Consider the following 26,958-nt stretch of genomic DNA (forward strand, 5'->3'; position numbering starts at 1 on the left):
CATGCTCGACGAGTTGCTCGGCCGTGCGGAGTTGAAAGCCCGCATCGAGGAGTTAGAGGAGGAGAAACACCACCTCGAACGCCGTGCCGAAGCCGAAGAGGAACGCCGCGCCGACGCCGTCAGCGCCCGGCAAGACGCCGAAGAGCGGGTCAACCGACTCGAAGACCGCATCGAGGAGCTACAGGACCGAGTCGACCGTCTCGGAACTGAAGAGGAAGCAGTCGACTTTCGCGGCGTCGAGACGGTTCGTGGAGAACGCCTCGACGACGTGCTCGCTCGTCTCGATAGCGTCGAGACCGGTCCCGAAGGCGCACTGACCGCGATGGTCGACGACGACGCTAACGACGTCCCCGACGCCGTCCGTGCCGCTCTCGGCGACCACGCGCCACTCGTCGGGCGGGCGGCCCCGTGTCTCGTCTACACGGACGACGCTGGCCTCGTGAGCGCCGCACTCGCCCCCCCGCTGGCACCCGACCCGTTCGTCGAGTGGGACCAAGGGTTCAGTATCGAGGAGTCGTGGTTCCGCCCCACCGGGACCTTCGGCTTCGCACTCGTTCGCTCGGACCTGTTCGCACTCGGCGTCTACGACGGGAGCGACCTGCAGAGTTCCGAGACGTTCGAGACGGACGTGATGAACAAACACTCCAAAGGCGGGTTCTCGCAGGCACGCTTCGAGCGCCGCCGCGACCAGCAGGTCGACGACCACCTCGACGAGGCCGAAGAGCGCATCGCCGAACACGACGTGGACACGCTCATCGTCGTCGGTGAGCGCACCGTCCTCTCTCGGTTCCGCGAGACGGCCGACCACCTCGCCACCGTCGACGCCAGCGGCGACCCCGACGAGGCGTTGGCACAAGCGTTTCACGAGTTCTGGACGACTCGGCTGTACAAGCTCTGAGACGTCAGAGCCGGTCTGTGTCGACCACTAGTTGGTGACGGAGTGGCTCGAAGCCGAACTTCTCGTAGAAGGCGAGTGCGCGCTCGTTGTCGACGTCGACGTCGAGCGTCATCTCCGCACAGCCGACGTCGCGCGCTCGCTCGGCGGCGCGGGCCATCAACTCGCGGGCGAGTCCCGTGCCGCGATACGCTTCTCGGACGTAGATGTCGCCGACGACGAGCCGTGTCGGTCGGTCGAAGACCGACGGTGTCTCGTCGACGCCGGTCGCGACGAATCCGGCGAGTTCGCCGTTACCGGCAGCGAGGTCGGAACTCTCCGACGCGCCGTCGACGGCGACCCACAGCCGATAGTGGTCGTCTGCGAGTCGGCCGAGGCGGAACTCGACCTCCGCGTCGACGATCTCCTCGTCGGGGGCGTCGACGAGCGCGTGGCTCTCGACGACCGCTTCGAGAGCACGGTGGAACGGGAGCCACAGTTCTTCGGAAAAGCGACGAACGGCAGCCTCGTCGGCGGGGAGCGGATGTAGGTCCATACGTCACGTATCTGTTGGAGAACGACCACGTTAAATGCGGCTCTCTTCAGTCGGTTATCACGATACGAAAGCACGACACCCGGCCGCATCGGTTCGGTTTTTTATCCCCGCTTTGCGTTGCCCCGAGTATGAGCGAATCCAGCCGACGAATCGCGATTCTCGCCCACGAGAAGTTCCCCGAGCGCGCGAAGACTGCGACGGGCATCATCCGCTACAGCGACGACGATGTCGTCGCCGTCCTCGACCGCGAAAGCGCAGGAGACCACGTCTCGGACCATCTCTCGGGCGTGCAGGACGCGCCCATCGTCGACTCCTTCGAGGACGTCGACGAGGAGGTCGACGCACTCGTCATCGGCATCGCGCCCATCGGTGGCGGCTTCGAGGACTCGTGGCGCGCCGACGTCCGCGCGGCGCTCGAACGCGGCGTCGACGTCGTCGCGGGCCTCCACTACTTCCTGAACGACGACGAGGAGTTCGTCGAGCTAGCGAACGAGAACGGCGCGGAACTCGTCGACGTCCGCAAGCCGAGCGACGACCTCACGGTGAGTCAAGGTATCGCCGACGAAGTCGACGCTGACGTGGTTCTCACGGTCGGCACCGACTGCTCGGTCGGCAAGATGACCGTCTCACTCGAACTGATGCAGGCCGCGAGGGACCGCGGCATCGACGCGGAGTTCATCCCGACCGGCCAGACGGGCATCATGATTGCCGGGTGGGGCAACCCCATCGACCGGGTCGTCTCGGACTTCACGGCCGGTGCCGTCGAAGAGATGATTCTGGAGAAGGGTGACGACCACGACGTGCTGTTCGTCGAGGGACAGGGCAGTATCGTCCACCCGGCGTACTCCGCCGTCACCTGCGGTATCCTCCACGGCGCGATGCCTGACAAACTCGTCCTCTGTCACGTCGCCGGCCGCGAGGCCATCCACGGCTACGAGGACACCGCCATCCCGCCGCTGTCGGACTACATCGACCTCTACGAGCGACTGGCCGCGCCGGTCCACGAGACGGGCATCTTCGCGGGTGCCATCAACACGTCCAGCGTGGACGACGACGTGGAGGCGGCCGCCGCTGTCGACGACTACAGCGACGCCATCGGCGTGCCGGCGACCGACCCCATCCGGTTCGGGGCCGAGGAAATCCTCGACGGGTTGGGCTACTGATGACGCTGACGACCGAGTTCGAGTGCGTCGAACTGCCCTTAGCGGACGCGTTCACCATCTCCCGCGGGACCCAAGAGACGGCCGAGAACGTCGTCGTCCGAATCTCCGACGAGGCCGGAATGACCGGCGTCGGTGCGGCCGCACCCTCCGTCCACTACGGTGAGACGGCAGACACCGTCGAGGCGGTGCTCCCCCGACTGCTCGCCGTCGTCGAAGCCGTCGACGACCCACACGCACTGGCGCACGTCGAGCGTCGCCTGCGCGAGACGGTCAACGACAACCCGGCCGCCCGCGCCGCCGTCAGTATCGCACTGCACGACCTCGCCGCGAAACGACTCGGTGTCCCTCTCTATCGGATGTGGGGTCTCGACGCCGAGCAGTCGCCGAAGACCTCTTTCACCATCGGTCTGGACACCGTCGAACGCGTCCACGAGAAGACGGCCGAAGCCGTCGAAGCGGGCTATCCGATCTTGAAGATCAAACTCGGAACCGACCGCGACGAGGAGTTGTTGGAGGCCGTCCGCGACGCCGCTCCCGACGCGACGCTCCGCGTCGACGCCAACGAGGCGTGGACGCCGCGTGAGGCGGTCCGGAAGTGCGAGATGCTCACCGACTACGACGTCGAGTTCGTCGAACAACCCGTCCCCGCCGAAGACCCGGAGGGGCTGAAGTTCGTCTACGAGCGTTCTCCACTCCCCATCGCGGCCGACGAGTCCTGTGTGACGCTCGAAGACGTCCCGGCCATCGCCGACCGCGTCGACATCGCGAACCTGAAACTGATGAAGTGCGGTGGTCTCCGCGAAGCGACTCGGATGGCGCACACCGCGAAAGCTCACGGGCTCGAAGTGATGCTCGGCTGTATGGTCGAGACGAACGCCGCCATCGCCGGTGCGTGTCACCTCGCACCGCTGCTCGACTACGCCGACCTCGACGGCGCGCTCTTGCTCGACGACGACGAGTACGACGGTATCGACCTCACGGGCGGTGAGATTCGACTGGACGCGCTCGGTCGAAGCGGAACGGGTGCGCAGAAACGGTAGCGACGAGACGGACCGAGACCGAGAAGACGGACTGTAACCGCCGTTACTCGGCGCTCTTCTCTTCTTCGGCCTCGCGGAGTTCTTCGAGTTCGGCCTCTACCTCCTCGTCGTCGACGTCGGCTTCGATGTCTTCGAGGTCGGCGTCGGCGCTTGCGTCGGCACTCTCTGTGTCGGCGTCTGCCGTCTCCTCGGGAGCGGTACCTTTCCCCATCTCGGCTTTCAACGTCTCCAGTTCGGAGTCGACTTCGCTGGCACTCCGGCCCGCATCGAGTTCGCGGTCGATGGAGTCCTTGTCGGAGAGTGCGTCGTCGAACGCCCCGGTGTCTTGGAGTTCGTCCATCGCGGCCGAACGGGCCTCCATCTCGTCGGTGCGTTCTTCGGCACGCTCGATTGCACTGCCGACGTCGGCCATCTCGTCGCCGACGCCGGACATGGCTTCGGAGACACGTGAAGAGGCTTCGGCGGCCTCGTAGCGGGCCTTCATCGTCTCTTTCTTCGTGCGGAACTCCTCGATACGGCCCTGTAGTTGGTTCTTCTTGTCGACCAAATCGTCCTGCGTGGACTGGAGTTGCGCTATCTGTGAGTCCAACTCCTCGATTTGGTTCATCTTCGAGTTCTTCTTCTCTAAGGCCTGTCGGGCGAGGTCTTCTCTATCTTGCCGGACAGCCTCACGTGCCTGTTCGTTGTGTTTTTCGACGTTCTCCTCCAGTCGGCGCTTCTGAATCTCGAGGCGCTTCTTCTGGGTCGTGAGGTCTGCGATACCCTGTTTGACCTGCTGGAGTTCGTCGCGCATCTTCTCGTAGGAGTAGTCCAACGTCTCTGTCGGGTCCTCCGCTCGGTTGAGGATGGCGTTGATTTTGGAGCGGATGACGTAGGACGTACGCGAGAGGATTCCCATACCCCGTACTTGTGCACGCCGACCTTAAAACCTCACGCGAGGAAGCTGTCGATGTGAGTGAAACCATCCTCCTCCCCGGCACGCGCGAGACCAAAGCGACCCTCGACGTCGCCGAGAGCGACGGCCCCGACGCCGTCGTCGTCGCGTGTCCACCGCACCCCCAACATCGCGGCCACCGCGGCGACGAACGACTCGTCGCCGTCAGCGACGCCCTCGGCGAGCACGGTATCGACTGTCTGCGCTTCGACTACGGGGCGTGGGACGAAGGTCGAGGCGAACGAACCGACGCGAGACACGCCGTCGAGTGGGCACACGAACGGTACGAACACGTCGCACTGTTCGGGTTCAGTTTCGGCGGAGCCATCGCGCTGCTCACGGCCGCCGACGTGGGTGACGACGTGGCGGCGGTCAGTGCGCTCGCTCCCGCCGGACAACTCGTCGTCGACGGCGACGACGCGCTCTGGGCGTTAGACCATCTCGACGTGCCAGTCCAAATCGTCTACGCGACCCGCGACGACACGGCCGAGTGGGAAGCACTCGTCGAGCGCGCGCGGAGCCACGGCTACGAGACGGTCGAACTGAGCGCCGACCACTTCTTCGTCGGCCAAGCGCCGAAAGTCGCCACTCACGTCACAGAGTTTCTGTCGCACCACCTCGACTGACCGGCGGACCCGGTCAGCCGAGACGAGCGCTATCGCTTATGAATAGTTGCGTTCGTATGCCGATACCGTTAGAGAACAGCTGAAATCCGAGTTTAAAGTCGGGTCAGGTTCTTCGCGCGCGGACCCTTTGCGGCCTGCTCGATCTCGAATTCGACTTCCTGGCCCTCTTCGAGGTCCGGGCCGCCGATGTCTTCCATGTGGAAGAACACGTCGTCGTCTGCGTCGTCCGTCGAGATGAAACCGTAGCCGCCGGTGTCGTTGAAGAAATCAACTTTACCTTTTGCCATTGCTCTTGAACACAACTGCTCCCACCGGATAACCCTTCCGAAGGGAGTACGCCCGGGAAAGACCTTCCCACTCACGGGCGAATTCGGCGGTGCTCACTGGTGTCGACGACAAACTGTGCACGTGGGGGGAGAACTCAGTTGTATCCGCGCCAGCGCTTCCCACACTCTTGGCACTTGAAGAACCGCGTCGGCGGTTCGTCGGCGGCCCCGGTCTGCTTGATTGTGTACCACGCCTTCCCGTGGCCACAGTCGTCACAGACGACGTCGCTCGCCGTCGGTTTCCCTTCGAAGTCTGCGCCCTCCTCGGTTTCGATGAGTTCGTCGCCTGACTGTTCCTCGGTCGAGACGAACTGCGCGGCCAAGTCGTCGTCGCGGTCGCTGGTGCCGTCACAGTCGTCGTTTGTGCACACCATCGCTCCGTCCTGAGAGACCATCATGGTGCCACACTCGTCGCAAAACTGCATGTCCTCGGGAATTTGCCTTCCAGCCACAAAGGTCACTCGGCGTCGTCGTCTCAGTCGTCGACCATCGGACAGTTCCGCACACGGAACTCACCGACGGAGACGACTTCGACGATGTCCGTTCCGTCGTGAGTGCAGGTGGCGTCCGGCGGCGCGCTGAAGTGTGGACATCGCTGGCAGTACTCGCGCTTCGGGACCACGTGTTCTGTGACGTCGCTCGGTGACTCCACCTCTTCGACCATCGATGGCGTCTCGGCGTCGGCGCTCCGAGTCGTCTCGGCGTCGGCGTTCTGGGCCGTCTCGGCGCGTCCGGTCCGTTCGACCTGCCCGACCGACGCCACAGCATCGTCATCGTCGTCTGCGCTGTCGGTCAGTAGGTCTTCCCACAGTCGCTCTCGGTCGACACTGTCGACGTCGACCTGTTCGAACACGGCCTCTCGCTCGCTGGCCGTGCCGTTCTCCCGATTCGCGTTCCGTTCGCGTACCTCTCGTGCCAACTCGTCTAACGGCGCTGCGTCGTCGGTCGGCGCTGATTCTTTTTCGCTGTCTTCAGTCATCGCCGTTCTCCGAGTGAGTGTGTTCGCTCGGTGGCGACGTGGTCTCTCCGTCGAGGGCGGGCGGGTCGCCGACCGTGAGGGTGGCGGAACCGAAGAACCCACGCGCGGGTTCGACGTCGACGAATCCGCGCTCACAGTGCGGACATTGGGGGACGGAGAGCAAGCCGAGGTGGACCGTCGAGTCACACCCGGCGCACGTCGCGTCGGTGATACTCTGTCGGTTTGCCTCGCGTTTGAGGTCGACAGCAGCGGTGTGTCGTTCCATCGTCGCTTCGAGTGCTGCCGTTCGGTCGCGGAGGTCGACGAGCGTGTAGGCGAGTCGAGTCACGTCGTCGTCGAGGTCGTCTGTCGTGTCGCGGAGGTAGGTCAGCACCTCTTCGTAGTTCTCGAACCCTCGGTCGAGACGGTCCCCGAGACCACCGATGCGGTCGAGTGCCTCCGTCGCCGTCGCACCTGCCGTGTCGACGCGGTCGGCGAGGCCCGGGTGACCGTGTTCCGTCGGTGCTTTGGTGTCGACCTCGCGTTTCACTTGGACGAGACGAGAGCGAACGTCGTCGATCTTCGTGTCGACGTCGTCTTCGACTGCCGCGAGGCGGGTGTCGAGGCGGTCGACCTCTTCGGTCAACTGCTCCCGTGTCCCGTCGGCGTCGTCGAGCGTCTCGCGCTCCCCTTCGAGGATGCGATACGCGGCCACGGCACGGACCAAGAGGTCGTCGCGGTCGACCCCGTCTTCGCTGGCCTGCTGGTCGAGCCACGTGTCGAGGTCCTCGGGTAGCGTCTCGGCCTGCTCTCCTGACATCTGTGAACAGCTATCTCTCTGTAGACTTAAACATTGTCTGCGAAGAGAGACTGTCGGCTCCGTTTAGGGACGGGTCGGTCACTCACCGAATCAGCGAGTTAGCGAATCAACGCATCACCGAATCTTTCGGACGTCGCTCACGTCGAAGCCGCCTTCGTTTATCTCCGTCTCGAAGCGAACGATGTTCTCCGACTCGAGACGCGAGAGCACACCGCGGAACGACCGGACGACCATCGTTCGCGCCCGCTGTGACCCGCCGGACTCCCACTCGAACTGGAGCGTTCCACCCGCGGCGTCCATCAAGTGACCGAGTTCTCTCGCGTCGAGCGTCTCGAGGTTCACCAGCGCGATGATGAGGCCGTCCCACTGGTGGGACGCTTTCATCAGCCCCCGCATCACCGTCGCGACTTCCGTCCACGTCACGTCGTCGCCGATGGTCCCGATGAGTTCGGTGATAGAGTCGATGAGTACGAGGTTCCCCGCGGCGTGTTCGGAGAGATAGTCACCGAGCGCCGAGACGACGCCGTCGCGGTTCTGCTGCGAGCCGAGGTCCTGCAACGACGTCGTCTCGTCCATGTACCAGTCGCGCGGAATCGGACTCAACTGGAAGTACTCGGGCGAGAAGTCGCGGAACTGGATTCGGTCGACGGCGGCGTCGACGATTTCGTCGGTCATCGTGTAGGCCAGTTCCTGCTCGATGTAGTCGCGGTCGGCGGTGAACGAGAGGTAGTGTATCTCCGGTGGAATCCGGGCGTCGTCCGCGAGGTCACCGTAGTGCAAGTCGAAGCGCTCCGGGTCGGCGTGTGCGAGGGCGTTCATCGCGGCGCTCGTGTACATGAACTCGCGTGCCCCCGCGCCCGCTTCGCCGACGAGCAACACGACGTTTCCGGAGGGAACTCCCCCACCGATGATGGAGTCGAGTCGTGGGACGCCGAAGGGGATGGTAGTCATGGAACTGTCTGTTCGGGCAGACCGTATAGTGGTTGCGCCGCTGGTGGCGTCACGGACGCTACAGAGTCACGACCGAGCGACGAGTCGAACTCGGGGGAACCTGGGAATCTGTACACTTACCGGGCGATGAGTAACACTCCGACAGCAGCGAATACGAGACCGAGGATTTTGCTCGCCGTGACGTCGTCCCCGAGGATTGTCATCCCGATGAGCGCCGCCACGACGAAGTACATCGCGCTGACCGTCGACACAGTCGTCGCCGTTCCCACGGAGAGACCCACGTAGGTCGAGATGAGGCCAATCGAGACGAACACCCCGGCAACGGCCGCGAGCAGTCCACCCCGCGGGGTGACGGCGAGCGACGCGTCGGAGAGGAAGACGTAAACCACGGTGAGTGTCGTCGCAACGACGTACGAGATAGCAGCGGCAGTCCTCGGGTCGATCGAATCGGATGCAGCGTCCCCGAGGACCAGCCAGATACCCCACGCGACCATCGTAATCGCCCCGAAGAAGACCCCCGGTCCCGCCTCTGAGAAGTCAATCACGTAGCAGGCGGTCGCCCCCCGTGGAGTAAGTGCTTCTGCTTGTCGAGTGGTCGTTCGGGTAGTTAGGGTTGTTCGTCCGAACGCAACTGTCTCTCGTTGCCACTCGACCACCTAAGCCACTCGAGCAGTTCTCCTCACTCCACACGTGCGCCGACGTTCCGGCCACGGGCGACGAACGCGCGGCCGCCACCGACGGCGTCCAGTGCGTCTTCACCCACCTCCACGGCAGCGTCGGCGTGCGTCTCGTCCGTCACGCCGTAGACCGCCGGGCCCCACGATGACTGCCCCGCTCCGTACACCGCAGGCGACTCGGCGAGTCGTTCGACCAGTTCACCGACTGGTGGGCGGTAGACGCCACCCTGTTCGTCGGCGTACCACGCGCCGTTGAGTCGTCCGACTTCGGCGACGGCCTCGCCGAACCGCTCGGCCGACCCCGTCGCGACGGCGGGGAGGAGTCGCCGCGCGAGGATGCCAGCGATTCGGTCGGCGATAGCGGGGTCGGCGCGTTCGACGACGGAGCGCATGCTGGCGTCCTCGTCGTCGCCGCTCCGGCCGGGGTCGGCGTCCGGCACGCAGACGAGAAACCGCCAGTCGTCGGGGACGGCGTGGCGGACGGCGACGGGCGGAACCGTCCACTCGCCGTCCATCGGCCGGTCCGTGGTGAACCGCGTCGTCGGGTGGCCGGCGTCGAAGACGAACCCACCCTCTTCGAACGTCGCGACGCCGATACCCGAGCGACCGCCGCGACCCAGTTGAGGGGCGCACTCGCGAACGGACACGTCTCGGCCGTATGCGCGAGCGACCGCGTCGAGCGTCGCCAACGCGAGTTGCGTCCCACTCCCGAGTCCGGCGTGTCGAGGCAGTCGCTCGTGGACTGTTACGTCTGCGCCGTCGACGCCGAGGAGGTCCGTCGCGCGGGTCGCGTACTCGCGAACCGTAGGGTCGTCGCAGTCGACGGCGTCGGCCTGTCGTGCCTCGACGACCACCTCCGGCGTGTCGAGTCCGACGCCGAGCGCACCGTAGAGTCGCTCGTGGGAGAGACTGAGGTTTCCGAAGCCGAAGTGGAGGCGTGCTCCGGCGGCGACTCGAACCATACCCCTCGCTACTAGCCCGCCGAGTAAGGTGGTTTCGACGGTGGCAACGACGTCCTGTGTCGACGCCTCGGAGGGACGCTTTTCTCCCCGGGCTGTGTCTTCGGCGACATGACTGCGCTCGATAACGCCCGCGGCGCGCTTCTCGGACTCGCCTGCGGCGACGCCCTCGGCCGACCCGTGGAGTTCCAGTCGGCAGAACAGATTCGGACCACCCACGGCCGCGTCGAGGAGATGCTGTCGAACGGGACGCACGGTCAGCCGGCGGGAACGGTTACGGACGACACCGAGATGGCGCTCTGCATCGCCCGCAGTCTCGCCGAACGCGAGGCGTTCGCCCCGACCGACGTCGCCGCTCGCTTCGTCGAGTGGTACGAGTCGGGACCGTTCGACATCGGTCTCATGACCGCCGACGCCGTCCGCAACCTGCAAGACGGCCTCGCGTGGGACGAGGCCGGCCAGCGCGTCTGGCAAGCCCGCCCTGAAGGGTCGAACGCCGGAAACGGGAGCGTGATGCGCTGTGTCCCCTACGCGCTGGCCTTCGTCGACGACGAGGAGAGCTTAGACCGGGCGAGCAGGCAGTCCTCGGCCATCACCCACGCCGACCCGCGCTGTACCGCGGGCTGTGCCCTCCTGAACCGGACCGTGGCAGGGTTGATTCGCGGCGGTGACGACCCGCTCGCGCGGGCGCTCGACGCGACGGATCTTCCCGACGAGTTGGAGGCTGCGCTCCGACCCGTCTCGGAGAGCCAGCGGCCAAGCCCGCTCCGTTCGTCGGGCTACGTCGTCCACACGCTGCAGGCGGCGCTGTGGCTCGGACTCACGGCCGACTCGGCCGAGGAAGCCGTCGTCGACGCCGTCGCACTCGGCGAGGACACCGACACCGTCGGCGCGGTGACGGGGGCTATCGCCGGTGCACGCTTCGGTGCGTCCGCACTCCCGGAACGGTGGTTGGAGACGATTCCGGAACGCGAGGAACTCTCGTCGCTGGCGACGGTGCTGTACGAGACGGAGTTCCCCGTCGTCGGCTGATTCGGGACGGGTTCGAGACCGATTCAGGACGGAAGCGGACAGAGACTCGCCGTGAAGACGACTACCTCGTCGGTGTCGTTGCGTGCGCCGTGGACGACGCCGCGTTCGTGGAGGACCACGCCGGGTGCCTCTATCTCTTCTTCCTCCTCGTCTTGAATCACGGTCACCGTCCCCTGCAGCACGTGAAAGACGTTCGTACTGTCGTCGTGTTCGTGCGGCGAGAGTTCGGCACCGGGACCGAGCGCGAACGTCTTCACGAGCACGTCGTCGGTGACGACCAGTTCTGCGGTCTCGACGTCGCCCGGGTCGGGCGAGAGGTCTGTCAAGCGATCGAGTGTCACGGGACAGTCGTCGCTCGCGGGGCGGTTAAGCGTACGGTCGATCGAGCGTACGGTCACCGTCGGTGTGACCGGTGCGGCATATACAGGCATCGTGCGTATCCGTGATGCTCGTGTGAACCGTTCTATCGTCTCTCTACCGGCGAACCCACCCGACGGCTGGCAGTCACTCTCCACCGAACGTGGTTCGAGATACAGCGCCGCCCAACGAGTACGATTCGTCAGCCCGAATGCCGGGTTGGCAGTCGCAGTGACGCTCGACGACGACGGCCCGGAATACCGCGTCGACAGACTCTGTGACGGCGATTGGACGCCGGTCGTTCGGAAGGCACCTCGGGACGAGGCGCTCCGCTACGCACACGGGTTCATGCGAACGACGAGAACGACGAACTGAGTCGGAGCGATTCGGAGAGAAAAGCGAGCGTCGACTACGCGACGAGTTCTTCGGCGACGACGTCCGGCCCGAGCAGGTTCGGGTCGACGGCCAAGTCGGCCTGTCCCTTCGCGAACTCCGGGAGGGTGTCGTGTGCGTAGACGACGACGCGGACGTCGGGGTTCAGTTCCTTCGCGAGCGGAATCGCCGTCGCGTCGTCGAGGTTGGTGAGGACGAACAGGTCGGCGCTCGCCAGCCCTGCTTCGTCCATGCTGTCTGCGGACGCGGGTGTGTCGATGTACGTCGTCTCGACGCCTTCGGCTTCGAGGGCACTGCCGAGTCCGTCGGCGTCGTCGCCGGCGACGATGGCTGTCGTCACCGTCATCACTCGTACTCGATGGTCGCCGGGGGTTTGTGCGTCACGTCGTAGACGACGCGAGCGACGTTCTCGTTCTGTCCGGTGATACGGGACTGGATACGTTGGAGCGTCTCCCACGGGAGTTCCTGTGCGCGGGCGGTCATCCCGTCACGCGACTCGACGGAGCGAACTGAGACGATCCAACCGTGGACGCGGTTGTCGCCCTTCACGCCGGTCGCCTTGCCGACGACGGCGGCGAACGCCTGCCACGGTTCGTGTTCCTCCGTCTCTTCTTCGACGACGTGACACGCGTCGCGGGCCACCTCGACCTTCTCCGGCGTGACTTCGCCGATGACGCGCACGGCGAGACCGGGGCCGGGGAACGGCATCCGCTCGGCGACGACCTCTTCGAGGTCCAGCGCACGAGCGACCTCGCGAACTTCGTCTTTGTAGAGGTCGCGGACGGGTTCGACGATGCCCTCGAAGTCGACGACGTCGGGGAGTCCACCGACGTTGTGGTGGGATTTGATGTTCCCCTCCGACTCGATGCGGTCGGGGTAGATGGTCCCCTGTACGAGGTACTCGGCGTCGGTGTCTTTCGCCTCACGCTCGAACTCGCGGATGAACTGCTCGCCGATGACCTTCCGCTTCTCCTCGGGGTCGGTGACGCCGGAGAGGGCGTCGAAGAATCGGTCTTGAGCCTCCACGACTCGGAGGCTCTCCATGAACGCGAACGTCTCTCTGATTCCCTCGGTCTCGCCTTTCCGCATCAGTCCCGTGTCCACGTAGACCGGGGTGAGTTGGTCGCCGATGGCCTCGTAGGCCAGTGCGGCAGCGACGGAGGAGTCCACCCCGCCCGAGAGGGCGATGATGGCGTGTTCGTCGCCGACCTGTTCTCGAATCTCTGCTGTCGCCTCGTCGATGAAGCTGTCTACGTCTACCATTTATGCTTGAATCTCTTTCTTCGCAACTTGTTCGAGGACGGCGTCGACGAGTCCGACGAACGGCGGACTCGCTCGGTCTGGTCGCGAGCGGAACTCGGGGTGGAACTGCGTCCCGAGGAAGAACGGGTGGTCGGTTCGTTCGACGATCTCCATCCGGTTTCCGGCCTTCCCGGAGAACACCATGTCTCCGGCTTCGAGTTCGTCGATGTACTCGGGGTTCACTTCGTAGCGGTGGCGGTGTCGTTCGGTACAGGAGTCCGCGCCGTACACGTCGGCGGCGAGCGAGTCGGCCTGGATGTCCGTGTCGTGTGCGCCGAGTCGCATCGTGCCGCCGAGGTCCTGCAGGTCGTACTGTTCGGGCAGGAGGTCGATGACGGGGTACGGCGTCTCGGGGTCGATTTCCGCGGAGTGTGCGCCCTCCCAGCCGAGGATGTTGCGGGCGTGTTCGACGACGGCCATCTGGAAGCCGAGACAGAGTCCCAAGAACGGAACGTCGTGCTCGCGAGCGTAGCGGATTGCCTCTATCTTGCCCCCGGTTCCCCGAGAGCCGAATCCGCCGGGGACGACGATGCCGTCCGCCTCGCGGAGTCGTTCGGTGTGGGTGTCGCGCATCTCGTCGGAGTCGACCCACAGCACGTTGACGTCGACGCCCTGTTCGAGGCCAGCGTGTTTCAGCGCCTCGTAGATGGACATGTAGGCGTCTTCTAAGGCGTACTTGCCGACGAGCGCGATGTCGACGGACCCGTCACGCTCGCGGGTGACCAGTTCGCGCCAACTGTTGTCGCGTTCGCTCTTCGGGAGCGCCTCGCCAATGAGGCCGAGTCGAGCCATCACGTACTCGTCGAGGCCCTCGTCTTCGACCATCAGGGGGACGTGGTAGATGTCCTCGACGTCGGGGTTCGAGAAGACGGCCTCGGTGGGAACGTCACAGAACTGCGCGATTTTGGCCTTCGTCGCCTGCTCCAGATGCTCCTCGTTGCGGCCGACGAGGATGTCCGGTTGGAGGCCGATAGAACGCAGTTCCTTCACGCTGTGCTGCGTGGGCTTCGTCTTCTGCTCGCCGTTCTTCGAGTTCGGGACGAGCGTGACGTGGGTGAGCAGGAAGTCGTCGTCGTCCTCTTCGTGGGCGAACTGGCGGAGCGATTCGAGGAACGGCATCGACTCGATGTCGCCGACCGTCCCGCCTATTTCGACGATACAGACGTCGGAGCCGTCGGCCGCCTCGCGGATGCGGCGTTTGATGTCGTCGGTGACGTGCGGGATAATCTGGACCGTCTTTCCGAGGTAGTCACCGGCGCGTTCCTTCTCGATGACGTGCTGGTAGGTCTTGCCCGTCGTGATGTTGTGGTCGGAGGTCATGTCGACCCCGAGGAACCGCTCGTAGTTCCCCAAGTCGAGGTCGACTTCGCCGCCGTCTTTGAGCACGTACACCTCGCCGTGCTCGTAGGGGTTCATCGTCCCTGCGTCGACGTTCAGATACGGGTCGACCTTGACGGCCGTGACGTCGAACCCGGCGTTCGCGAGCAGTCGGCCGGTACTGGCGGCCGTGATGCCTTTCCCGAGCCCGGACATCACACCCCCCGTGACGAAAATGAACTTCCTCCCCAAATCGGGGTCGTAACCTGTGTCAGGTTCCGTCGGCATACCGAGTGTGTGCGAGGGGCGCTGAAAACGGTTTCGGAGCGGTCAATCCTGTGGGAAGGAGCCGCAAGTTCATGGACATTAGGGTGTTTTTCACGCCGATTGTCAGAACAGAGGACCACCGCGTTCTGACCCGCCGAACGTGACGTCGATTGCGGGGTTGAACTCGCCACTCGTTACCTCGAACGAGGCGACGCTGTGGAACGACTGGCTGCGTTCTGTGGACCCGCTCCACCTCGCACTGTGGACGTCCTCCCACGACTGTCCATCGTACCCCATCATGCTTGCGCGCTCGATACGTCCAGTTCCGAGCGGATACTGTATCACTTCCCCGCCTAGCGAGACGGACGCCGGACCGGAGTCCACCGGCGGGCGCGGTTGCCACTCGGTCATCGTTCCCCACTCTGGATTGTACGCGATGTTGTGGCCGAGGTGCCGAAGGTTCGGTTCGTCTGCCAGCATCTCTCGGTCGTCGTTCGGCCTCCCGCCACTCCAGAGATAGAGATAGTACCGCGTTGGTGCCTCCGAATCACGGTACACCACCGCGATATGCCGAGTGTAGACGAACTGGTTGCGGACACGCCCTGGCTTGGCAAGCGCCCACTGGAACGTCGCGGTATCAGGAAACGGCGACCGACCGGTTCCGCTCCACGGAGCGTGCTCGCCAAACGACTCTCGCAGATAGTCGGCGAACTCGACGTACCACTCGTGAGAGCGTCGCTCCTCCTCGTCGTAGTTGGCGATGCGAAACCCAGCATGCGTCGACATTCCGGGACCGTTGTAGCCACCAGTACACCCCGATAGCGACGCGAGCGACCCAGCCGAGAGCGTCGCACCGACACGACGCAGAAACCGACGACGAGAGGAGGGACCAGTCATGACGCGACTGTCGCCCACTCGACAGATAACTGTTCGCGTCTTACCCACCGACAACTACTATCTCCTCCACCCTGAACCACCCTTTGTGTCCCACGCCTACGACTATCACGTTCACTCGAACTACTCCGACGGGCGGTTTCTCTTCCAGATGCTTCGGGCGGCCGAAGAAGCAGGCCTCGACGGCGTCGGTTTCGCCGACCACTGTAACGTCTCCTCGCGCGAGGCGATGCAGGAGGCGAAGCGGCATCTCGGATTCAACCTCGACCAGACGTACGAGCGACGACGGGAGGCAATCGACTCCCTGCAGGACCGATTCGACGTCGCCATCTTCGACGCCGTCGAGATGGACTACGACCCACGGGATGAAGCGGAGATAGCCGACTTTCTCGACGAGGCCGACTTCGACTACACCATCGGGAGCGTCCACCACCTCGAAGACGTGAACGTCCACTTCGAGGGCTACTTCGCGAAGAAAGACGAGGACGAACGGCGTGCGCTCGTCGACGAGTACTACGACACGCTCGTCTCGCTCGTCGAGTCCGAACTGTTCGACGTCGCCGCACACATCGACCTGCTCGAACGGAACCCTGTGCTTCGAGGCTACGCGACCGAAGACCACTACGAGCGCGTCGCCGCGGCGTTCACCGAGTCGCGGACGATTCCCGAGATAAACGGCGGGCGTATCCTCCGAGACTACGGCGAGTTCCATCCTGCGCCGTCGTTCCGCGACGTACTCGCCGCCCACGACGTGGCATACACCGTCGGGTCGGACTCACACGACCCGGCGGCGCTGAAGAACTGTACGCCGGTGCTCACAGAGTTCTTCGAGGAGAAGAGAGAGGACCCGGTTCGAGTCGTTTCCTAACTAGTCGTCGATGCGACGGACGCCGTCGATTTCGAGGACGAAGTCGGGACCGAACGCCCCAGCAGGCGTCTGATAGCCGACCGGTGCGTCGCCGTCGAGGACACGCTGGGTAGCGAGTATCGCCGTCTCGACGGTGAGTTTGTAGGTGTGTGGCGTCCGGAGACGGCTGACCGCCGAGTCGTAGCCGTCGGCCGCCTCGCCCCACACCCAGACGAACCCGTCTTCGAGTTCCTCGTCGTCCGGGCCGTCGACAGTGCGGTCGACGAGCCACTTCAGCCCCGACTGGGCGACGTCGCTGTCGAGGACGCCGCCGAACGTCCGCTCGGCTTTGAGGAGCGTCCGAGCGATGCGCGGAAGCGCGGCGTACACCTCGATGTTAGGGATACCGGTCGTGTAGTAGGCGGTGGCGACGTCACCCCACGGGACGGTAGTCGCCTTCTTTCGCCCGCGTCCGAAGTCGACGGTCCGCGTCTTCCACGCCGCGGGCACCTGCTTGAGATGGCCTTCGCGGCGCACGACACAACCCTGGCCGAGTCCTTCGACGGCCGTCTTCAACGTTCCCGGCGAGAACGACCCGACGGCGTCGAAGCCGAGCGAGAGCGTCTTGGCCTCGGGTAGCCGGTCGTGGAGGTGGGCGGCGAGACAGTCGGTCGGGACGACGTCGAAGCCGACGCCGGGCATGAGCGTCACGCCCTTCTCGGCGGCAGCCTCGTCCATCCCGTTGAGGCGGGTGAACACGCCCACTTCGCCGGTGATGTCGAGATAGTGGGTGTCCGTCTGGAGACACGCCTGTGCGAGCGGTGCGGCCGTCTGGGAGAACGGCCCGGCGCAGTTGAGCACGAGGTCGACGTCGTGGAGGCGGTCTGCGGCATCGTCGGCCTCGAAGATGCGCGCTCGGCAGCCGAGTTCGTCGGTCTGTTCGGTCACTTTCGATGCGGTTCGTCCGGCGAGGATGGGGTTCCAGCCCCGTTCGACCGCCGCGCGAGCGATGCGGTCGCCGGTGTAGCCGTACGACCCGTAGATGAGGACCTCCGACATGGTGGTTAATCGATGTGTCCGGCGGCGAGTCGGTAAACCCTGCCGGTCTGGGTCGTGAGTGGGTTCCTTCTTCGAGTCACGAGTGAGCTATGAGGTGGATGTGCGTTTACTTCCGGGAACGATACTGCGTCAAGCTTCTCGAAGGCCCACGCACTCTCGACTCCCGGGTCTCGCTGTGCTCCTCACTCACTTCGTTCGTTCCGGTGCTTACTTCGTCCGGGTTCGTCGAGAGCGCGTCCCCTTTCAGTCCCACTGGAAGAGCAAGCTCTTCCAAGCCCTCGTTCACTCCGCTCACGAGGACACCCGACAGCCTCAGTCCTCCCCAACCTCGCCGTCGGGACAAGACCCGATGGCTCTCTCGCACGAGTGACTCGCCTCGCGAGAGCAAGCTCTCGCTGTCCTCCGTTCGTTTTACTCACGGAGACGCCGAGACACGCCGCGAAGCCACGCGCCGGGGCGGTAGTTTCGTCTCGACGTACTCCGAAACCTCTCTCATCTCCGACTACTCCACGCTCCTGCCGCGGCCACAGCCTTTCAGGTGCTCCCCCGAGAACGAGCAGGTATGGACGACATGCCACGACTCGGTCTGGGAACGTACGACAACACCGACCGAGAGCAGTGTATCGAGAGCGTGAAGACGGCCATCGAGATGGGCTATCGCCACGTCGACACCGCGCAGATGTACGACAACGAGGAGTACGTCGGCGAGGGTATCGAGCAAGGGCTGGAGGCCGCAGGTATCGACCGTGACGAACTCTTCGTCGCGACGAAACTCGACACCGACAACACCGGCCACGACGACGTCGTCGAGACGACGAAAGAGAGTCTCGACCGACTCGGCCTCGACTACGTCGACCTGATGTACGTCCACTGGCCGACGAACGCCTACGACCCCGAGGAGACCCTGCCCGCGCTCGACGAAGTCGTCGACGAGGGACTCGTCGACCACGTCGGTCTCTCGAACTTCCGCCCGGACCAGTTGGACGAGGCCCGCGAGATACTCGACACCGACCTCTTCGCCCACCAGGTCGAGATGCACCCGATGCTCCCGCAGCGCGAACTCGTCTCCTACGCGCAGGAGCACGACCACTACCTCGTCGCCTACTGTCCCATCGCTCGTGGCGACGTCGCCGACAGCGACCGGATTCAGGAGATAGCCGAGCGACACGACGCCTCGCCGTATCAGGTGAGTCTCGCGTGGTTGCTCTCGAAGGACAACGTCGCCGCCATCCCGAAGGCGACGGGCGAAGAGCACATCCGCGACAACTTCGGCGCACTCGACCTCACGCTCTCCGAGGACGACCTGGCGACCATCGACAACATCGGCGAGCGCGAGCGTATCGTCGACCCCGACGACGCGCCGTGGAACCAAGCGTAAGAACCTGAACGCCACGGTTATCGGGCGACGTCTCGTAGGCAGACTATGACTCTCCTCGAAGCGGTTTTCGTCTTCGTCGTCGGCTACGTGAGTGGCACCGTCACCCGCTGGTTCGCGGGACTCGCGGCCGTCGCCGCACTTCTGTTGGCCATCTTGGGGCTTGCCGCCCCGGCATCCTTCTTCGACTTGCTCGAACCAGTGGTCGACATCTACACGGGTAACGAACTGCTGTTCCTCTCGGGGTTCCTGTTCGCCATCAGCAAGGTACGACACAGCAGTCGAGCGCGAGCGAGTGGTTGGCGACGAGAGAGTAACCCCTGAGACGGGGGCGATAGTTTCACACCGAGATGAAGACACAAAATACTTATCAGCAACGGGACACCTGCCCGTATGAACCGCCGTTCGTACGTCGTTCTCGCCGGGTCCCTCCTCACTGCTGGCTGTACAGGGTCGAGTCCGACCGACGCGTCTTCGAATACGTCGACGAGGAACTCGACGACTTCGACGAACTCGACGCAAACCGGCGCGTCGACGTCAGCCCAGTCGCTGAAGACGGCCGCCATCGGGTCGGAGTCCGACCTCCCGGAGAACGTCAACGACCGGACGATACAGCTCTTCGGGTCCAAAGACGCGGTCACCATCGTCGTCTCGAAGGCCGATAGCGACGAATTCGAGGAACGCTACGACGTCCCGGCGAACACGAACTTCAGACTCGACGTCTTTGTCCCGGCCGACTACACGGTGATGGTCCAAGCGACCGAGGGTCGGTCGAAGACGGTCGAGGTCACGGAAGACTCGTTCACCTGCACCTCGTCGATAACCAACGTCTACGTCCCCGAGTCGGAATCGATTCGCGTGGTCGAACACGACCCCGAAGCGTCGTGTGACGACACGGGTACCGACGCCGCAGCGAACGGAACCGCGACGACGACGGTGACCACTACTCCGAAGTAGCCGACGGTCAGAAACCAGCAGACTGCGCCGCGAAAATGAATCGAAGAGAGACCACGTCGAGAGCGTGTTTCCGCTCTAATGCGCCGCCGAGATTAGCCGGTGTTCTTCATCCCGGCCGCGATTCCTTTCACCGTCAGCCGAAGCGTCTTCTCCTCGGCGGGCGTCCGGTGGGTCTGGGCGAGCAGATGCGTCTGTAGCAGGTTCAGCGGGTCGACGTAGGGGTTACGTCGGCGCAGACTGTCACCGAGCCAATCGCGCTTCAAGAGGCGGTTACGGTCCGACACGTCCAACACGAGTTCGACCCCGCTCTCGTACTCTTCGGAGACGCGAGGGAAGAACTGCTCGCGGAGGTCCTCGTCTGCGAGGTCCGCGTACTCCGCGGTGATTTCGAGGTCGGTCCGCGCCAGCGACAGCGCCGCGTTGTCGAGCGTCGTTCGGAAGAACGGCCACTCCTGATACATCTCCTTCAGCAGTTCGCGGTCGCCGCCGTCGTCGAGGTACGCCTCCATCCCCGAGGCCAGCGAGTACCAGCCGGGGAGGATACACCGCGACTGCGTCCACGAGAACACCCACGGGATGGCACGCAGGTCCTCGACGGTTCGCTCGCCGCTTCGGGAGGCGGGCCGCGACCCGAGGTTGAGGTTCTCGATGACCGTGATAGGTGTCGCCTGCTCGAAGTAGGAGACGAAGCCGTCGGTGTTGAGCAGGTCACGATACTCCTCGCGCGCCGCCGCGCACATCGTGTCCATCGCGTCGACCCACTCCTCGGGGACGTGTTCTTCGGGTTCGAGCAGCGCGTTGTGCCGCGAGCGAATCTGCGCGTCGAGCATCTGTTCGAGGTTGCGCTCGGCGATTCGCGTGTTGCCGTACTTCTCGGCGATGGCCTCACCCTGTTCGGTGAACTTGATCTGCCCCGTCACTGTCTCGTTCGGGAGCGCGAGCATCGCCTGATTCATCGGGCCGCCACCGCGTGAGATGGACCCGCCACGCCCGTGGAACAGACGCATCGTCACGTCGTGGTCGTCGGTGATGTCCGCGAGTCGACGCTGGTTCTTGTAGAGGTCCCAGTTGGCGGCGAGCACGCCGTTCTCCTTGTTCGAGTCGGAGTAGCCGAGCATGATCTCCTGGACGCCGTTGCGGACTTCGAGCACCTGCGAGTAGGCCTCGTTCTCGAACAGCGTCCCCATGATGCGGCGCGCGCCGTTGAGCGCCGACTCGGTTTCGAGCAGCGGGACGATGTCCAGTCCACAGTGGTCGGGAAGGGAGACGACGCCCGCCTGGTCGGCGAGGAACAGCACTTCGAGGACGTGACTCGGCTCCTCGGTCATCGAGATGGCGTAGGTGTCGATAGCACCGACACCGTACTCGCGCTGCCAGTCGGCGAGTTTGGCGAACCGCGTGAGGACGCGTTTCGTGTCGTCGGAGACGTCACCGGGCGATTCGAGGTCGAGAACTGGCTCTTCTTGCAGTACGGCGTCGGTCAGGAGGTCGACGCGCTCGTCCTCGTCGAGGCTCTGGTAGTCGAACCCCTCCTGTTCGAGCGCCTCGTGAATCGCCTGCGTGTGCATCTCGCGGTGGTCTCGGAGGTCGAGACTCGCGAGCGAGAAGCCGAAGGTGTCGACCTGTCGAATCAGCGGTTCGACGAACGCGTCTGCGACCTTGCCTGCGCCGTTGCGTTCCAGACTCTCTGCGATGGCTTCGAGGTCGTCGATGAGTCTCTCGTGGTCTTCGTAGCCACCCGGACGCACGTCCTCGATGCGGTCGAGTCGTTCACGCATCAGCTTCAGTTTCTGGCGATACGGCTCGTCGGGGTAGCGCTCCTCGGCCTCGTCGGCGACGACCGGAAGTCGCTCGCGGTCGTCCGCCAACGACTCGGCGAACGCCTTGCCGGTCTCGATTCGGCTACCGTCTTGACTCAGCACACCGGAGAGTCGCTTGAGAGCCGTCCGGTACTTCCCGAGCACCACCGCACGCTGTCGTTCGAGCGTCTCCGTCGTCACCTCGGGTGTGACGAACGGGTTGCCGTCGCGGTCACTGCCGGCCCACGACCGGAACTCGAACAGTTTCGGGACGTCGACGTTCGGATACTCCTCGGAGACGATCTCCTCTAACTCGCTGTAGACTTCGCCGACGACGTCGAACAGCGTGTTCTCGAGGTACCACTGGACGTTTCGAGCCTCGTCGGTCGGTTCCGGTCGGCGATTGCGGACCTGCGGGGTCTGCCAGAGACTCGTGACTTCGGCGTCGACGCGGGTCCAGACGTGTCCCTCCTCGCGGTCGGTCATCCGCCGCTCGTCGAGCGTTTCCAGGTCGTCGGCGATGGAGCGAAGCTTCGCCTTCACCGTCTTCCGACGGGCCTCCGTCGGGTGTGCGGTGAACGTTGGCTCGATGAGCACGTCGTCGAGGACCCCCTGTACGGTCTCGCTGTCGGCGTCGTCCGCTGCCAACTCGGCGATGGTCTCGTCGAGGCTGTCTTCGAGGGTTCCCTCCTGGGAACTCGTGCGGACGGCCCGGACGCGCTCGCGCTCTTCGGCGAGATTGATGAGTTCGAAGTAGGTCGTGAACGCGCGAGCGACGACGCTCTCGCGCTCGGGTTGAATCGATTCGAGAACGTCGTGTAGTGGCTGTCGACTGGGTGCGGACCCGTCGCGGTAGGCGATCGCTGCCGTCCGCAGGTCCTCTACTGTCTCGAAGTCGGCAGTCGACGTCTGCGATTCGAGGACGGTACCCAGAAGCGCCCCTAGTTCGCGGACGTCTTGTCTGACGTTCCGGTTGTGGAGCTTCATACTCGTGACTACTGTTGGCATGTGATAAAAGGACACGACTCGTTTCGAAAAATTGCCTCTGAGGCGAGTAAATCGTTAATGAACGTTCGTCGCGCTCGGCACGACGCGGCGGCCCACTGGGTCGGAGAGACAGAGAAGGGGCCGCGACAGGGGGGTAACTGTCGCGGCCACGGCTGTGACTGCAGACGATGGCTCGTTGGATGACAGGCTGTGTAGCGTAGCGGAACGGTAGTCTCGCGGGTGGTGGCGACTCCCTTCCGACGCCAGTTGGTCGCTCTCGGCGGACTGATAAATAGCTCGCTAAGTGAACTATATAGCACTCCGGTCCGCTCGCTCGGGCGGGCGTTCCACAGACGAAGATACCCCGTAAGCGTACCGCTAGCAGGGAATTTCGACCCGGCGAACGACCGCTCACTTCGTCACTCTTTTTACCAGTCGCTCCAAGCATCAGTCATGAGCAACGACGACAAGTACCCGACCGAATCTGGTCGGCGGCGGTTCGTCAAGGGCGTCGTCGGGGGCGCGGCGCTCGCTGGCGTCGGCACCACTGGCGCGGTCGCCGTCAACAGCGCGACCACCTCCTCCGGTGCCGGTGGTGGGTCGACGCAGGCGATGGCTATCGAGAACACCGGTGGGCCCGCACCGCGTGGCATGCCGCAAATCCCCGTCGAAATCGACTCCGACGGCAACATCAAGGGCGTCTGGCCCGAGGTCCAAGAGGTGACCGAGAGTGGGGTCACGTTCCAAGTCGCCGAGACCGAGAACTACAACGGCAGCGACGTCACCTACTCCTCCGAGTGGTTCCAGTACTGCGGTGTCGAATCGTACGAGGGAATCAAGCCTGACTACGAGAGCGAGAACTTCTTCCACTCTGGCGCGAACCCGGCCTACACGTGGCAACAGGACACCTACAGCGAGGGCGACACGCTCAACATCTCGGACTTCGAGGACTACCGAAGTTGGGGTAACGGTATCGGTGAGTCCGGCCTCGGCAAGCCAGCAACCGGGACGTGGCGCTCGCAGGACTCCGAAGACACCATCCCGATTCAGGTCATCCGAAGTCCGCTCATCGAAGAGGCCGCGCAGAACGACCCGTGGCTCCAAGCGTCGACGTCACAGGGCGTCATCGCGTGGCTCAACAAGTGTACCCACTTCTGCTGTGTTCCCGGCTACAAACAGGCCGCAGACGCCGCGAAGTTCAACGCCGAGAACGACGTCTACTGTCAGTGTCACCAGTCGGTGTACAACCCGTTCAGCGTCGTCGAGACGCTCTTCGTCGCCCGTCCGCGCCCCGAAGAGTAGACGACCGGACCGAAGAGACGACATCGTTTTTCACCGCGTCGCCCGGTAGTAGACGTATGGACGACGCCTTCCAGACCGAACTCGATGCTGCACGTGACCTACTCGACGACGACAGTCTGACCGCCTTCCACGTCGGTGTGGTCCGCGACGGCGTGGAGATAGACACCACGTACTCTTACAGAACCGACGACAGTGACGGCGATGGAGAACACGAAGGGTTGCAGGCGCTCTCGCTTCTCGCCACCCACCTCCGCATTGTCGCCGACGAGGCCGGTGTCGACTACGAAACCGTGGCTACCGACGCGGTGACGCTCGCGACACAGGTCGAAGAAGCACCGACCGACGAGACCGGAGAACGGGAGTAACCACAGTCGAGGACGTTCGCAGAGCCATACAGCCGATACGGCCGTCTTCACGACAGCGGACACTAACTCTTTTCACGACGACGACGGGTGACTCTCCCTCACCCGCCGCTGACCGGCGGGAACAGCGCGAGTTCGTCCCCGCCGTCGAGGACCGTCTCCAGTCCGTCGTCGGCGAACACGTTCTCGCCGTTTCGGAGGACGTTGATGTGGTCTCGGAGGTCTCCGTCGTCGTCGAGGACGCGGTCGGCGAGCGGCGGATGTGCCGACAACAGTTCGTCGAGGGCGTCGCCGACGGTGTCGCCCGCGTCGGCGTCGACAGAGACGTGCCGGTCGCCGGCGAGTTCTGCGAGGTCCGCAAACAGCTTCCACTCCATATCAGTCACTCCCCGGCGGCGGGTGAAGAGGGTTGCGTCTGTGGCTGTGCCTCCGCCTCCAGTCGTCGCACGCCGTCGGGCCGAGCGATGACGTAGAGCGTGTCGCCCGCGGTGAGCGTCCGACTCCGGTGTGGAATCGCCTCGACGGTCCCTCGTTCGGGGCGGACTGCCGCGACGATTTCGCCGACGTCGGAGACGGCTTTGCCGTCGAGTGGACTCTCTGCACGAACCGTCACCACGCCCATCGTCTCCTCGGCGGCCCGCAGGAGCGAGGCGAACTCGTGTTCGGTCTTTGGCTCGGACGGGAGTGTCACCACGCGATACGACCGGGTCGTGTCGAGCGTCGTCGCGTCGGCGGCGTCGACAGCGAGTGTCGTGACGTCGTCGGTCGCTGCACGCAACTCCGCTGTGACGACGCGTTCGGGCGACTCGGTGTCGGTCCACACCTGTACGATGTCGCCGGGACTGGCCGTGGCGGCGGGGTCGGCCTCGATGGCGACGGCCGCCGCACCGGGAGTCAGCGTCGGACCGATTCCGGTCATCCGACTCCCGACGGCGAGATACTCGACGTCGCCGTCCTCGTCGATTTCGACGTCGACGTAGCCGACGCCGTAGTCGTCTTTCAGCCGCGTCGCCAGTCGGCCTCGAAGCTCCTCGACGGTCAACTTCCGCGGGAACAACAGCGTCTTGCCGGCCATCTCGGCCTTTCGCTCGGCCGAGACGGCGTCGTGTTCGTCTATGTCGCCAACCTCTTCGGGAAGCGTGATGGCCGTCACCCGACCGACCGAGCGGACGACTCGACTCACTTCGCCTTCGAGTTCTCGGACGCCCGTGACGGCGAAGACGTTCGTCGCGAAGGCGTCGCCGACGCGCCACCCGACCAGCGAGATGGCGATGCCAATAGAGATTGCGGCGACGTTCTCCAACACCGCCTGTAGCTGGAAAATATCGGTCTCGTTGCCCTCGATGACGAGTCCGAGTTCTACGAACTGCAACGCTGCGACGACGGCGGCGACGCCGACGAGTGCAGCAACTCCCTTCGAGACTTGCTCCTTGAAGTACCACCGAAAGACCAGCGCGGTTACCCCTGCTGCGACGGCCGCGGCAAGCGCGTAGCCGAGGAGGTCGCCGACGAACCCGACAGCGTCTGTTGCGAACTGAGCGAACGGAGCGCCGACCTGCAACACGAGACTCACGCGGCCACCTCCGCGAACGCGTCGAGCGCGCTGCGCGTCCCGACGACGAACAACTCGTCACCAGCGGTCAACTCGGTCGATCCGCGGGGAGCGAACTGCCACGTCTCGTGTCTCACTGCGAGGATGCCTACCTCGTAGGTGTCACGGACGCTCGCGTCGCCGATAGTGACGCCGTCGAGTGCCCCGCCGGTCTTCACCGAGACGCGGCGGAACCGACGTCCCGCACGACGTAACAACGTCGTGAGTTCGAACTCGCGGCGCGTCCCGCGTGCCTGCACGACCAGTCGCGGCGACGGTGACGAGAGGAGTGTCTTGGCTTCGGTTCGCGGAACGGCGACGGTCACTCGCCCGTCTCCACCGGCCGTTATCGGCGGCGGGGGCGTCTCGACCGTCTCGGTCGTCTCGTCTGTGCCGCCGTCGGTAGCGGTCGCTTGCTTGGTCGCGTCACTGCTCGCCGCCTTTTCGGTCGCCTCGGAGCCAGTCGAACGCACTGCAAGAACCGTCCCCGTCACCGTCGTCTCCGACGTGACGAGGTCGACGATGTCGCCTCGGGCCAACCCGGTCGGGACGAGCGCCTCGACGGAGACGGCGCGCTTGCCCGATGGAACGCGTTTCGAGAGCGCACCGACCGGCGGGGCGGCGGCGATGGTCGCTCGCGCTCGCTCGTCGAGGTGGACCGACACCTCCGCGAGGTCGTGGTCGTTCCGCAGGCGGTCGGCGAGTCGTGTCTCCAGTTCGGTGAGTGGCACGTCGGCGGGGAACGTCCACTCGCCGTTCTGGAGCTCTGTACGCAACGCCGCAGGCATCGGCGGGTAGCCTTCGACGTCGGCGATTTCACCGGCGACGGTAATACGGACTTGGCCGCGCCCGCCGACGAGTTCGACCACGTCCGTCGAGAGCGTTCGGTCGGTGATCTTCTTCAGCGTGAGTCGTTTCGGAAGCGCCGCCCCGAGTTTGTCACCCTGGGCGTGCGCATAGAGCGTAATCATCAGCACGACGATGATAGCGACGACGATGGCGACGTTGTGTTCGGCGTTGATGACCGCTTCGTCGCTCAGTGCCAGGAGACCACCGTTGACACCTGCGATGGCGAGTGCGAGGACGACGACACCGAACCCGGGGATGGTGACGTCCGTGAAGTACTTGAACACGAAACCCAACCCGCCCGCGATGAGTGCGGGGATGATACCTGCGAGGACACCGAGATAGATGCCGTAGAGGATTTCGACCGGAAGTGCAGCCATGAGCGGT

General features: G+C 64.5%; 31 protein-coding genes. 12 read left to right on the plus strand and 19 right to left on the minus strand.

Going from position 1 to position 26,958, the window contains the following annotated elements; genetic code table 11:
• The first annotated feature begins 1 nt into the window (after position 1).
• The gene (locus BM083_RS04265; RefSeq protein WP_089866138.1) at positions 2–898 is read left to right on the plus strand and encodes a Vms1/Ankzf1 family peptidyl-tRNA hydrolase; all 897 of its coding nucleotides are present in this window, start codon (positions 2–4) and stop codon (positions 896–898) included.
• 4 nt (positions 899–902) lie between these two features.
• Here the strand turns inward: BM083_RS04265 and BM083_RS04270 are convergent, their stop codons facing one another.
• The gene (locus tag BM083_RS04270; protein WP_089866140.1) at positions 903–1,430 is read right to left on the minus strand and encodes a GNAT family N-acetyltransferase; all 528 of its coding nucleotides are present in this window, start codon (positions 1,428–1,430) and stop codon (positions 903–905) included.
• Between the two features lie 128 nt (positions 1,431–1,558).
• Here BM083_RS04270 and BM083_RS04275 point away from each other — a divergent pair, with 128 nt between their 5' ends.
• The gene (locus BM083_RS04275; protein ID WP_089866144.1) at positions 1,559–2,593 is read left to right on the plus strand and encodes an N-acetyltransferase DgcN family protein; all 1,035 of its coding nucleotides are present in this window, start codon (positions 1,559–1,561) and stop codon (positions 2,591–2,593) included.
• A complete protein-coding gene (locus BM083_RS04280) occupies positions 2,593–3,633 on the plus strand; it encodes a dipeptide epimerase (protein ID WP_089866150.1) in 1,041 nt (346 codons plus the stop codon). The genes BM083_RS04275 and BM083_RS04280 overlap by 1 nt, the downstream gene beginning before the upstream one ends.
• 43 nt (positions 3,634–3,676) lie before the next feature.
• Here BM083_RS04280 and BM083_RS04285 read toward each other — a convergent pair whose 3' ends face one another.
• Positions 3,677–4,531, minus strand: coding sequence for a PspA/IM30 family protein (locus tag BM083_RS04285; RefSeq protein WP_089866154.1), 855 nt, complete (start codon positions 4,529–4,531; stop codon positions 3,677–3,679).
• A 53-nt stretch (positions 4,532–4,584) separates the two neighbouring features.
• Here BM083_RS04285 and BM083_RS04290 point away from each other — a divergent pair, with 53 nt between their 5' ends.
• Positions 4,585–5,193: an alpha/beta hydrolase gene (locus tag BM083_RS04290; RefSeq protein ID WP_049894051.1), complete on the plus strand. Its 609-nt coding sequence runs from the start codon at positions 4,585–4,587 to the stop codon at positions 5,191–5,193.
• A 92-nt stretch (positions 5,194–5,285) separates the two neighbouring features.
• Here BM083_RS04290 and BM083_RS04295 read toward each other — a convergent pair whose 3' ends face one another.
• The 7 genes from BM083_RS04295 to BM083_RS04325 form a co-directional block, all read right to left on the minus strand.
• Positions 5,286–5,480 carry a cold-shock protein gene (locus BM083_RS04295; protein ID WP_009375955.1) on the minus strand — a complete coding sequence of 65 codons (195 nt, stop codon included), beginning with the start codon at positions 5,478–5,480 and terminating at the stop codon, positions 5,286–5,288.
• Positions 5,481–5,614: 134 nt separating this feature from the next.
• A complete protein-coding gene (locus BM083_RS04300; protein ID WP_049894049.1) occupies positions 5,615–5,944 on the minus strand; it encodes a transcription factor S in 330 nt (109 codons plus the stop codon).
• Positions 5,945–5,994: 50 nt separating this feature from the next.
• On the minus strand, positions 5,995–6,498 hold the full coding sequence (locus tag BM083_RS04305; RefSeq protein WP_089866158.1) for a DUF8135 domain-containing protein: 504 nt from the start codon (positions 6,496–6,498) through the stop codon (positions 5,995–5,997).
• Entirely contained in the window at positions 6,491–7,297 is an 807-nt protein-coding gene (locus BM083_RS04310; RefSeq protein WP_089866163.1) for a hypothetical protein, read from the minus strand. The genes BM083_RS04305 and BM083_RS04310 overlap by 8 nt, the downstream gene beginning before the upstream one ends.
• A gap of 114 nt (positions 7,298–7,411) precedes the next feature.
• Entirely contained in the window at positions 7,412–8,248 is an 837-nt protein-coding gene (locus BM083_RS04315; RefSeq protein ID WP_089866167.1) for an RAD55 family ATPase, read from the minus strand.
• A 116-nt stretch (positions 8,249–8,364) separates the two neighbouring features.
• On the minus strand, positions 8,365–8,790 hold the full coding sequence (locus tag BM083_RS04320) for an EamA family transporter (RefSeq protein ID WP_218148950.1): 426 nt from the start codon (positions 8,788–8,790) through the stop codon (positions 8,365–8,367).
• Positions 8,791–8,927: 137 nt separating this feature from the next.
• Entirely contained in the window at positions 8,928–9,887 is a 960-nt protein-coding gene (locus BM083_RS04325) for a beta-ribofuranosylaminobenzene 5'-phosphate synthase family protein (RefSeq protein ID WP_089866171.1), read from the minus strand.
• A gap of 108 nt (positions 9,888–9,995) precedes the next feature.
• Here BM083_RS04325 and BM083_RS04330 point away from each other — a divergent pair, with 108 nt between their 5' ends.
• Positions 9,996–10,916: an ADP-ribosylglycohydrolase family protein gene (locus BM083_RS04330; RefSeq protein WP_089866177.1), complete on the plus strand. Its 921-nt coding sequence runs from the start codon at positions 9,996–9,998 to the stop codon at positions 10,914–10,916.
• 23 nt (positions 10,917–10,939) lie between these two features.
• On the opposite strand, the gene BM083_RS04335 is transcribed toward BM083_RS04330, so the two are convergent.
• Positions 10,940–11,257: a cupin domain-containing protein gene (locus BM083_RS04335; protein WP_009375946.1), complete on the minus strand. Its 318-nt coding sequence runs from the start codon at positions 11,255–11,257 to the stop codon at positions 10,940–10,942.
• A 112-nt stretch (positions 11,258–11,369) separates the two neighbouring features.
• Between BM083_RS04335 and BM083_RS04340 the strand changes: the two genes are divergently transcribed.
• On the plus strand, positions 11,370–11,648 hold the full coding sequence (locus tag BM083_RS04340) for a hypothetical protein (protein WP_089866183.1): 279 nt from the start codon (positions 11,370–11,372) through the stop codon (positions 11,646–11,648).
• A gap of 34 nt (positions 11,649–11,682) precedes the next feature.
• Here the strand turns inward: BM083_RS04340 and BM083_RS04345 are convergent, their stop codons facing one another.
• The 4 genes from BM083_RS04345 to BM083_RS04360 form a co-directional block, all read right to left on the minus strand.
• Positions 11,683–12,006: a DUF7126 family protein gene (locus BM083_RS04345; protein WP_049894103.1), complete on the minus strand. Its 324-nt coding sequence runs from the start codon at positions 12,004–12,006 to the stop codon at positions 11,683–11,685.
• 5 nt (positions 12,007–12,011) lie between these two features.
• The gene (gene guaA, locus BM083_RS04350) at positions 12,012–12,929 is read right to left on the minus strand and encodes a glutamine-hydrolyzing GMP synthase (protein WP_009375943.1); all 918 of its coding nucleotides are present in this window, start codon (positions 12,927–12,929) and stop codon (positions 12,012–12,014) included.
• The gene (locus BM083_RS04355) at positions 12,930–14,573 is read right to left on the minus strand and encodes a CTP synthase (protein ID WP_089866187.1); all 1,644 of its coding nucleotides are present in this window, start codon (positions 14,571–14,573) and stop codon (positions 12,930–12,932) included. It abuts the gene before it with no gap.
• A gap of 102 nt (positions 14,574–14,675) precedes the next feature.
• Positions 14,676–15,449, minus strand: coding sequence for a hypothetical protein (locus tag BM083_RS04360; RefSeq protein ID WP_143085677.1), 774 nt, complete (start codon positions 15,447–15,449; stop codon positions 14,676–14,678).
• Between the two features lie 85 nt (positions 15,450–15,534).
• Here BM083_RS04360 and BM083_RS04365 point away from each other — a divergent pair, with 85 nt between their 5' ends.
• On the plus strand, positions 15,535–16,314 hold the full coding sequence (locus BM083_RS04365; protein WP_177197575.1) for a PHP domain-containing protein: 780 nt from the start codon (positions 15,535–15,537) through the stop codon (positions 16,312–16,314).
• Here the strand turns inward: BM083_RS04365 and BM083_RS04370 are convergent, their stop codons facing one another.
• Positions 16,315–17,352 carry a saccharopine dehydrogenase family protein gene (locus BM083_RS04370; protein ID WP_089866197.1) on the minus strand — a complete coding sequence of 346 codons (1,038 nt, stop codon included), beginning with the start codon at positions 17,350–17,352 and terminating at the stop codon, positions 16,315–16,317.
• A 562-nt stretch (positions 17,353–17,914) separates the two neighbouring features.
• On the opposite strand from BM083_RS04370, the gene BM083_RS04380 reads away from it, so the two are divergent.
• The 3 genes from BM083_RS04380 (at position 17,915) to BM083_RS04390 (ending at position 19,684) form a co-directional block, all read left to right on the plus strand.
• Positions 17,915–18,730: an aldo/keto reductase gene (locus BM083_RS04380; protein WP_089866203.1), complete on the plus strand. Its 816-nt coding sequence runs from the start codon at positions 17,915–17,917 to the stop codon at positions 18,728–18,730.
• A gap of 45 nt (positions 18,731–18,775) precedes the next feature.
• Entirely contained in the window at positions 18,776–19,051 is a 276-nt protein-coding gene (locus BM083_RS04385; RefSeq protein ID WP_089866209.1) for a hypothetical protein, read from the plus strand.
• Positions 19,052–19,120: 69 nt separating this feature from the next.
• Positions 19,121–19,684, plus strand: a complete 564-nt coding sequence (locus BM083_RS04390; protein WP_089866212.1) for a hypothetical protein — start codon at positions 19,121–19,123, stop codon at positions 19,682–19,684.
• A 92-nt stretch (positions 19,685–19,776) separates the two neighbouring features.
• On the opposite strand, the gene ppc is transcribed toward BM083_RS04390, so the two are convergent.
• A complete protein-coding gene (ppc, locus tag BM083_RS04395; protein WP_089866216.1) occupies positions 19,777–22,470 on the minus strand; it encodes a phosphoenolpyruvate carboxylase in 2,694 nt (897 codons plus the stop codon).
• A 453-nt stretch (positions 22,471–22,923) separates the two neighbouring features.
• Here ppc and BM083_RS04400 point away from each other — a divergent pair, with 453 nt between their 5' ends.
• Together BM083_RS04400 and BM083_RS04405 are read left to right on the plus strand one after the other, a co-directional pair.
• Positions 22,924–23,772, plus strand: coding sequence for a cytochrome b (locus BM083_RS04400; protein ID WP_009375932.1), 849 nt, complete (start codon positions 22,924–22,926; stop codon positions 23,770–23,772).
• 56 nt (positions 23,773–23,828) lie between these two features.
• Positions 23,829–24,137, plus strand: coding sequence for a DUF8113 family protein (locus tag BM083_RS04405; protein ID WP_089866219.1), 309 nt, complete (start codon positions 23,829–23,831; stop codon positions 24,135–24,137).
• 98 nt (positions 24,138–24,235) lie between these two features.
• Here the strand turns inward: BM083_RS04405 and BM083_RS04410 are convergent, their stop codons facing one another.
• The 3 genes from BM083_RS04410 to BM083_RS04420 are packed head-to-tail and all read right to left on the minus strand — an operon-like array spanning position 24,236 to position 26,951.
• Positions 24,236–24,511, minus strand: a complete 276-nt coding sequence (locus tag BM083_RS04410; protein WP_009375930.1) for a ubiquitin-like small modifier protein 1 — start codon at positions 24,509–24,511, stop codon at positions 24,236–24,238.
• Between the two features lie 5 nt (positions 24,512–24,516).
• On the minus strand, positions 24,517–25,707 hold the full coding sequence (locus BM083_RS04415; RefSeq protein ID WP_089866224.1) for a TrkA C-terminal domain-containing protein: 1,191 nt from the start codon (positions 25,705–25,707) through the stop codon (positions 24,517–24,519).
• A complete protein-coding gene (locus tag BM083_RS04420) occupies positions 25,704–26,951 on the minus strand; it encodes a TrkA C-terminal domain-containing protein (RefSeq protein WP_089866227.1) in 1,248 nt (415 codons plus the stop codon). Before BM083_RS04420 ends, BM083_RS04415 begins: the two co-directional genes overlap by 4 nt.
• Between the last annotated feature and the right edge of the window lie 7 nt (positions 26,952–26,958).

Source organism: Halogranum rubrum (assembly GCF_900114455.1).
Taxonomy (GTDB): Archaea; Halobacteriota; Halobacteria; order Halobacteriales; family Haloferacaceae; genus Halogranum; species Halogranum rubrum.

Bases quoted from the DNA above. Each gene is read 5' to 3' on its own strand.
- BM083_RS04265 (WP_089866138.1), top strand. From the start codon at position 2: ATGCTCGACGAGTTGCTCGGCCGTGCGGAGTTGAAAGCCCGCATCGAG.
- BM083_RS04270 (WP_089866140.1), bottom strand. From the start codon at position 1,430: ATGGACCTACATCCGCTCCCCGCCGACGAGGCTGCCGTTCGTCGCTTT.
- BM083_RS04275 (WP_089866144.1), top strand. From the start codon at position 1,559: ATGAGCGAATCCAGCCGACGAATCGCGATTCTCGCCCACGAGAAGTTC.
- BM083_RS04280 (WP_089866150.1), top strand. From the start codon at position 2,593: ATGACGCTGACGACCGAGTTCGAGTGCGTCGAACTGCCCTTAGCGGAC.
- BM083_RS04285 (WP_089866154.1), bottom strand. From the start codon at position 4,531: ATGGGAATCCTCTCGCGTACGTCCTACGTCATCCGCTCCAAAATCAAC.
- BM083_RS04295 (WP_009375955.1), bottom strand. From the start codon at position 5,480: ATGGCAAAAGGTAAAGTTGATTTCTTCAACGACACCGGCGGCTACGGT.
- BM083_RS04300 (WP_049894049.1), bottom strand. From the start codon at position 5,944: ATGCAGTTTTGCGACGAGTGTGGCACCATGATGGTCTCTCAGGACGGA.
- BM083_RS04305 (WP_089866158.1), bottom strand. From the start codon at position 6,498: ATGACTGAAGACAGCGAAAAAGAATCAGCGCCGACCGACGACGCAGCG.
- BM083_RS04310 (WP_089866163.1), bottom strand. From the start codon at position 7,297: ATGTCAGGAGAGCAGGCCGAGACGCTACCCGAGGACCTCGACACGTGG.
- BM083_RS04315 (WP_089866167.1), bottom strand. From the start codon at position 8,248: ATGACTACCATCCCCTTCGGCGTCCCACGACTCGACTCCATCATCGGT.
- BM083_RS04325 (WP_089866171.1), bottom strand. From the start codon at position 9,887: ATGGTTCGAGTCGCCGCCGGAGCACGCCTCCACTTCGGCTTCGGAAAC.
- BM083_RS04330 (WP_089866177.1), top strand. From the start codon at position 9,996: ATGACTGCGCTCGATAACGCCCGCGGCGCGCTTCTCGGACTCGCCTGC.
- guaA (WP_009375943.1), bottom strand. From the start codon at position 12,929: ATGGTAGACGTAGACAGCTTCATCGACGAGGCGACAGCAGAGATTCGA.
- BM083_RS04355 (WP_089866187.1), bottom strand. From the start codon at position 14,573: ATGCCGACGGAACCTGACACAGGTTACGACCCCGATTTGGGGAGGAAG.
- BM083_RS04360 (WP_143085677.1), bottom strand. From the start codon at position 15,449: ATGACTGGTCCCTCCTCTCGTCGTCGGTTTCTGCGTCGTGTCGGTGCG.
- BM083_RS04370 (WP_089866197.1), bottom strand. From the start codon at position 17,352: ATGTCGGAGGTCCTCATCTACGGGTCGTACGGCTACACCGGCGACCGC.
- BM083_RS04380 (WP_089866203.1), top strand. From the start codon at position 17,915: ATGGACGACATGCCACGACTCGGTCTGGGAACGTACGACAACACCGAC.
- BM083_RS04385 (WP_089866209.1), top strand. From the start codon at position 18,776: ATGACTCTCCTCGAAGCGGTTTTCGTCTTCGTCGTCGGCTACGTGAGT.
- BM083_RS04390 (WP_089866212.1), top strand. From the start codon at position 19,121: ATGAACCGCCGTTCGTACGTCGTTCTCGCCGGGTCCCTCCTCACTGCT.
- ppc (WP_089866216.1), bottom strand. From the start codon at position 22,470: ATGAAGCTCCACAACCGGAACGTCAGACAAGACGTCCGCGAACTAGGG.
- BM083_RS04400 (WP_009375932.1), top strand. From the start codon at position 22,924: ATGAGCAACGACGACAAGTACCCGACCGAATCTGGTCGGCGGCGGTTC.
- BM083_RS04405 (WP_089866219.1), top strand. From the start codon at position 23,829: ATGGACGACGCCTTCCAGACCGAACTCGATGCTGCACGTGACCTACTC.
- BM083_RS04410 (WP_009375930.1), bottom strand. From the start codon at position 24,511: ATGGAGTGGAAGCTGTTTGCGGACCTCGCAGAACTCGCCGGCGACCGG.
- BM083_RS04420 (WP_089866227.1), bottom strand. From the start codon at position 26,951: ATGGCTGCACTTCCGGTCGAAATCCTCTACGGCATCTATCTCGGTGTC.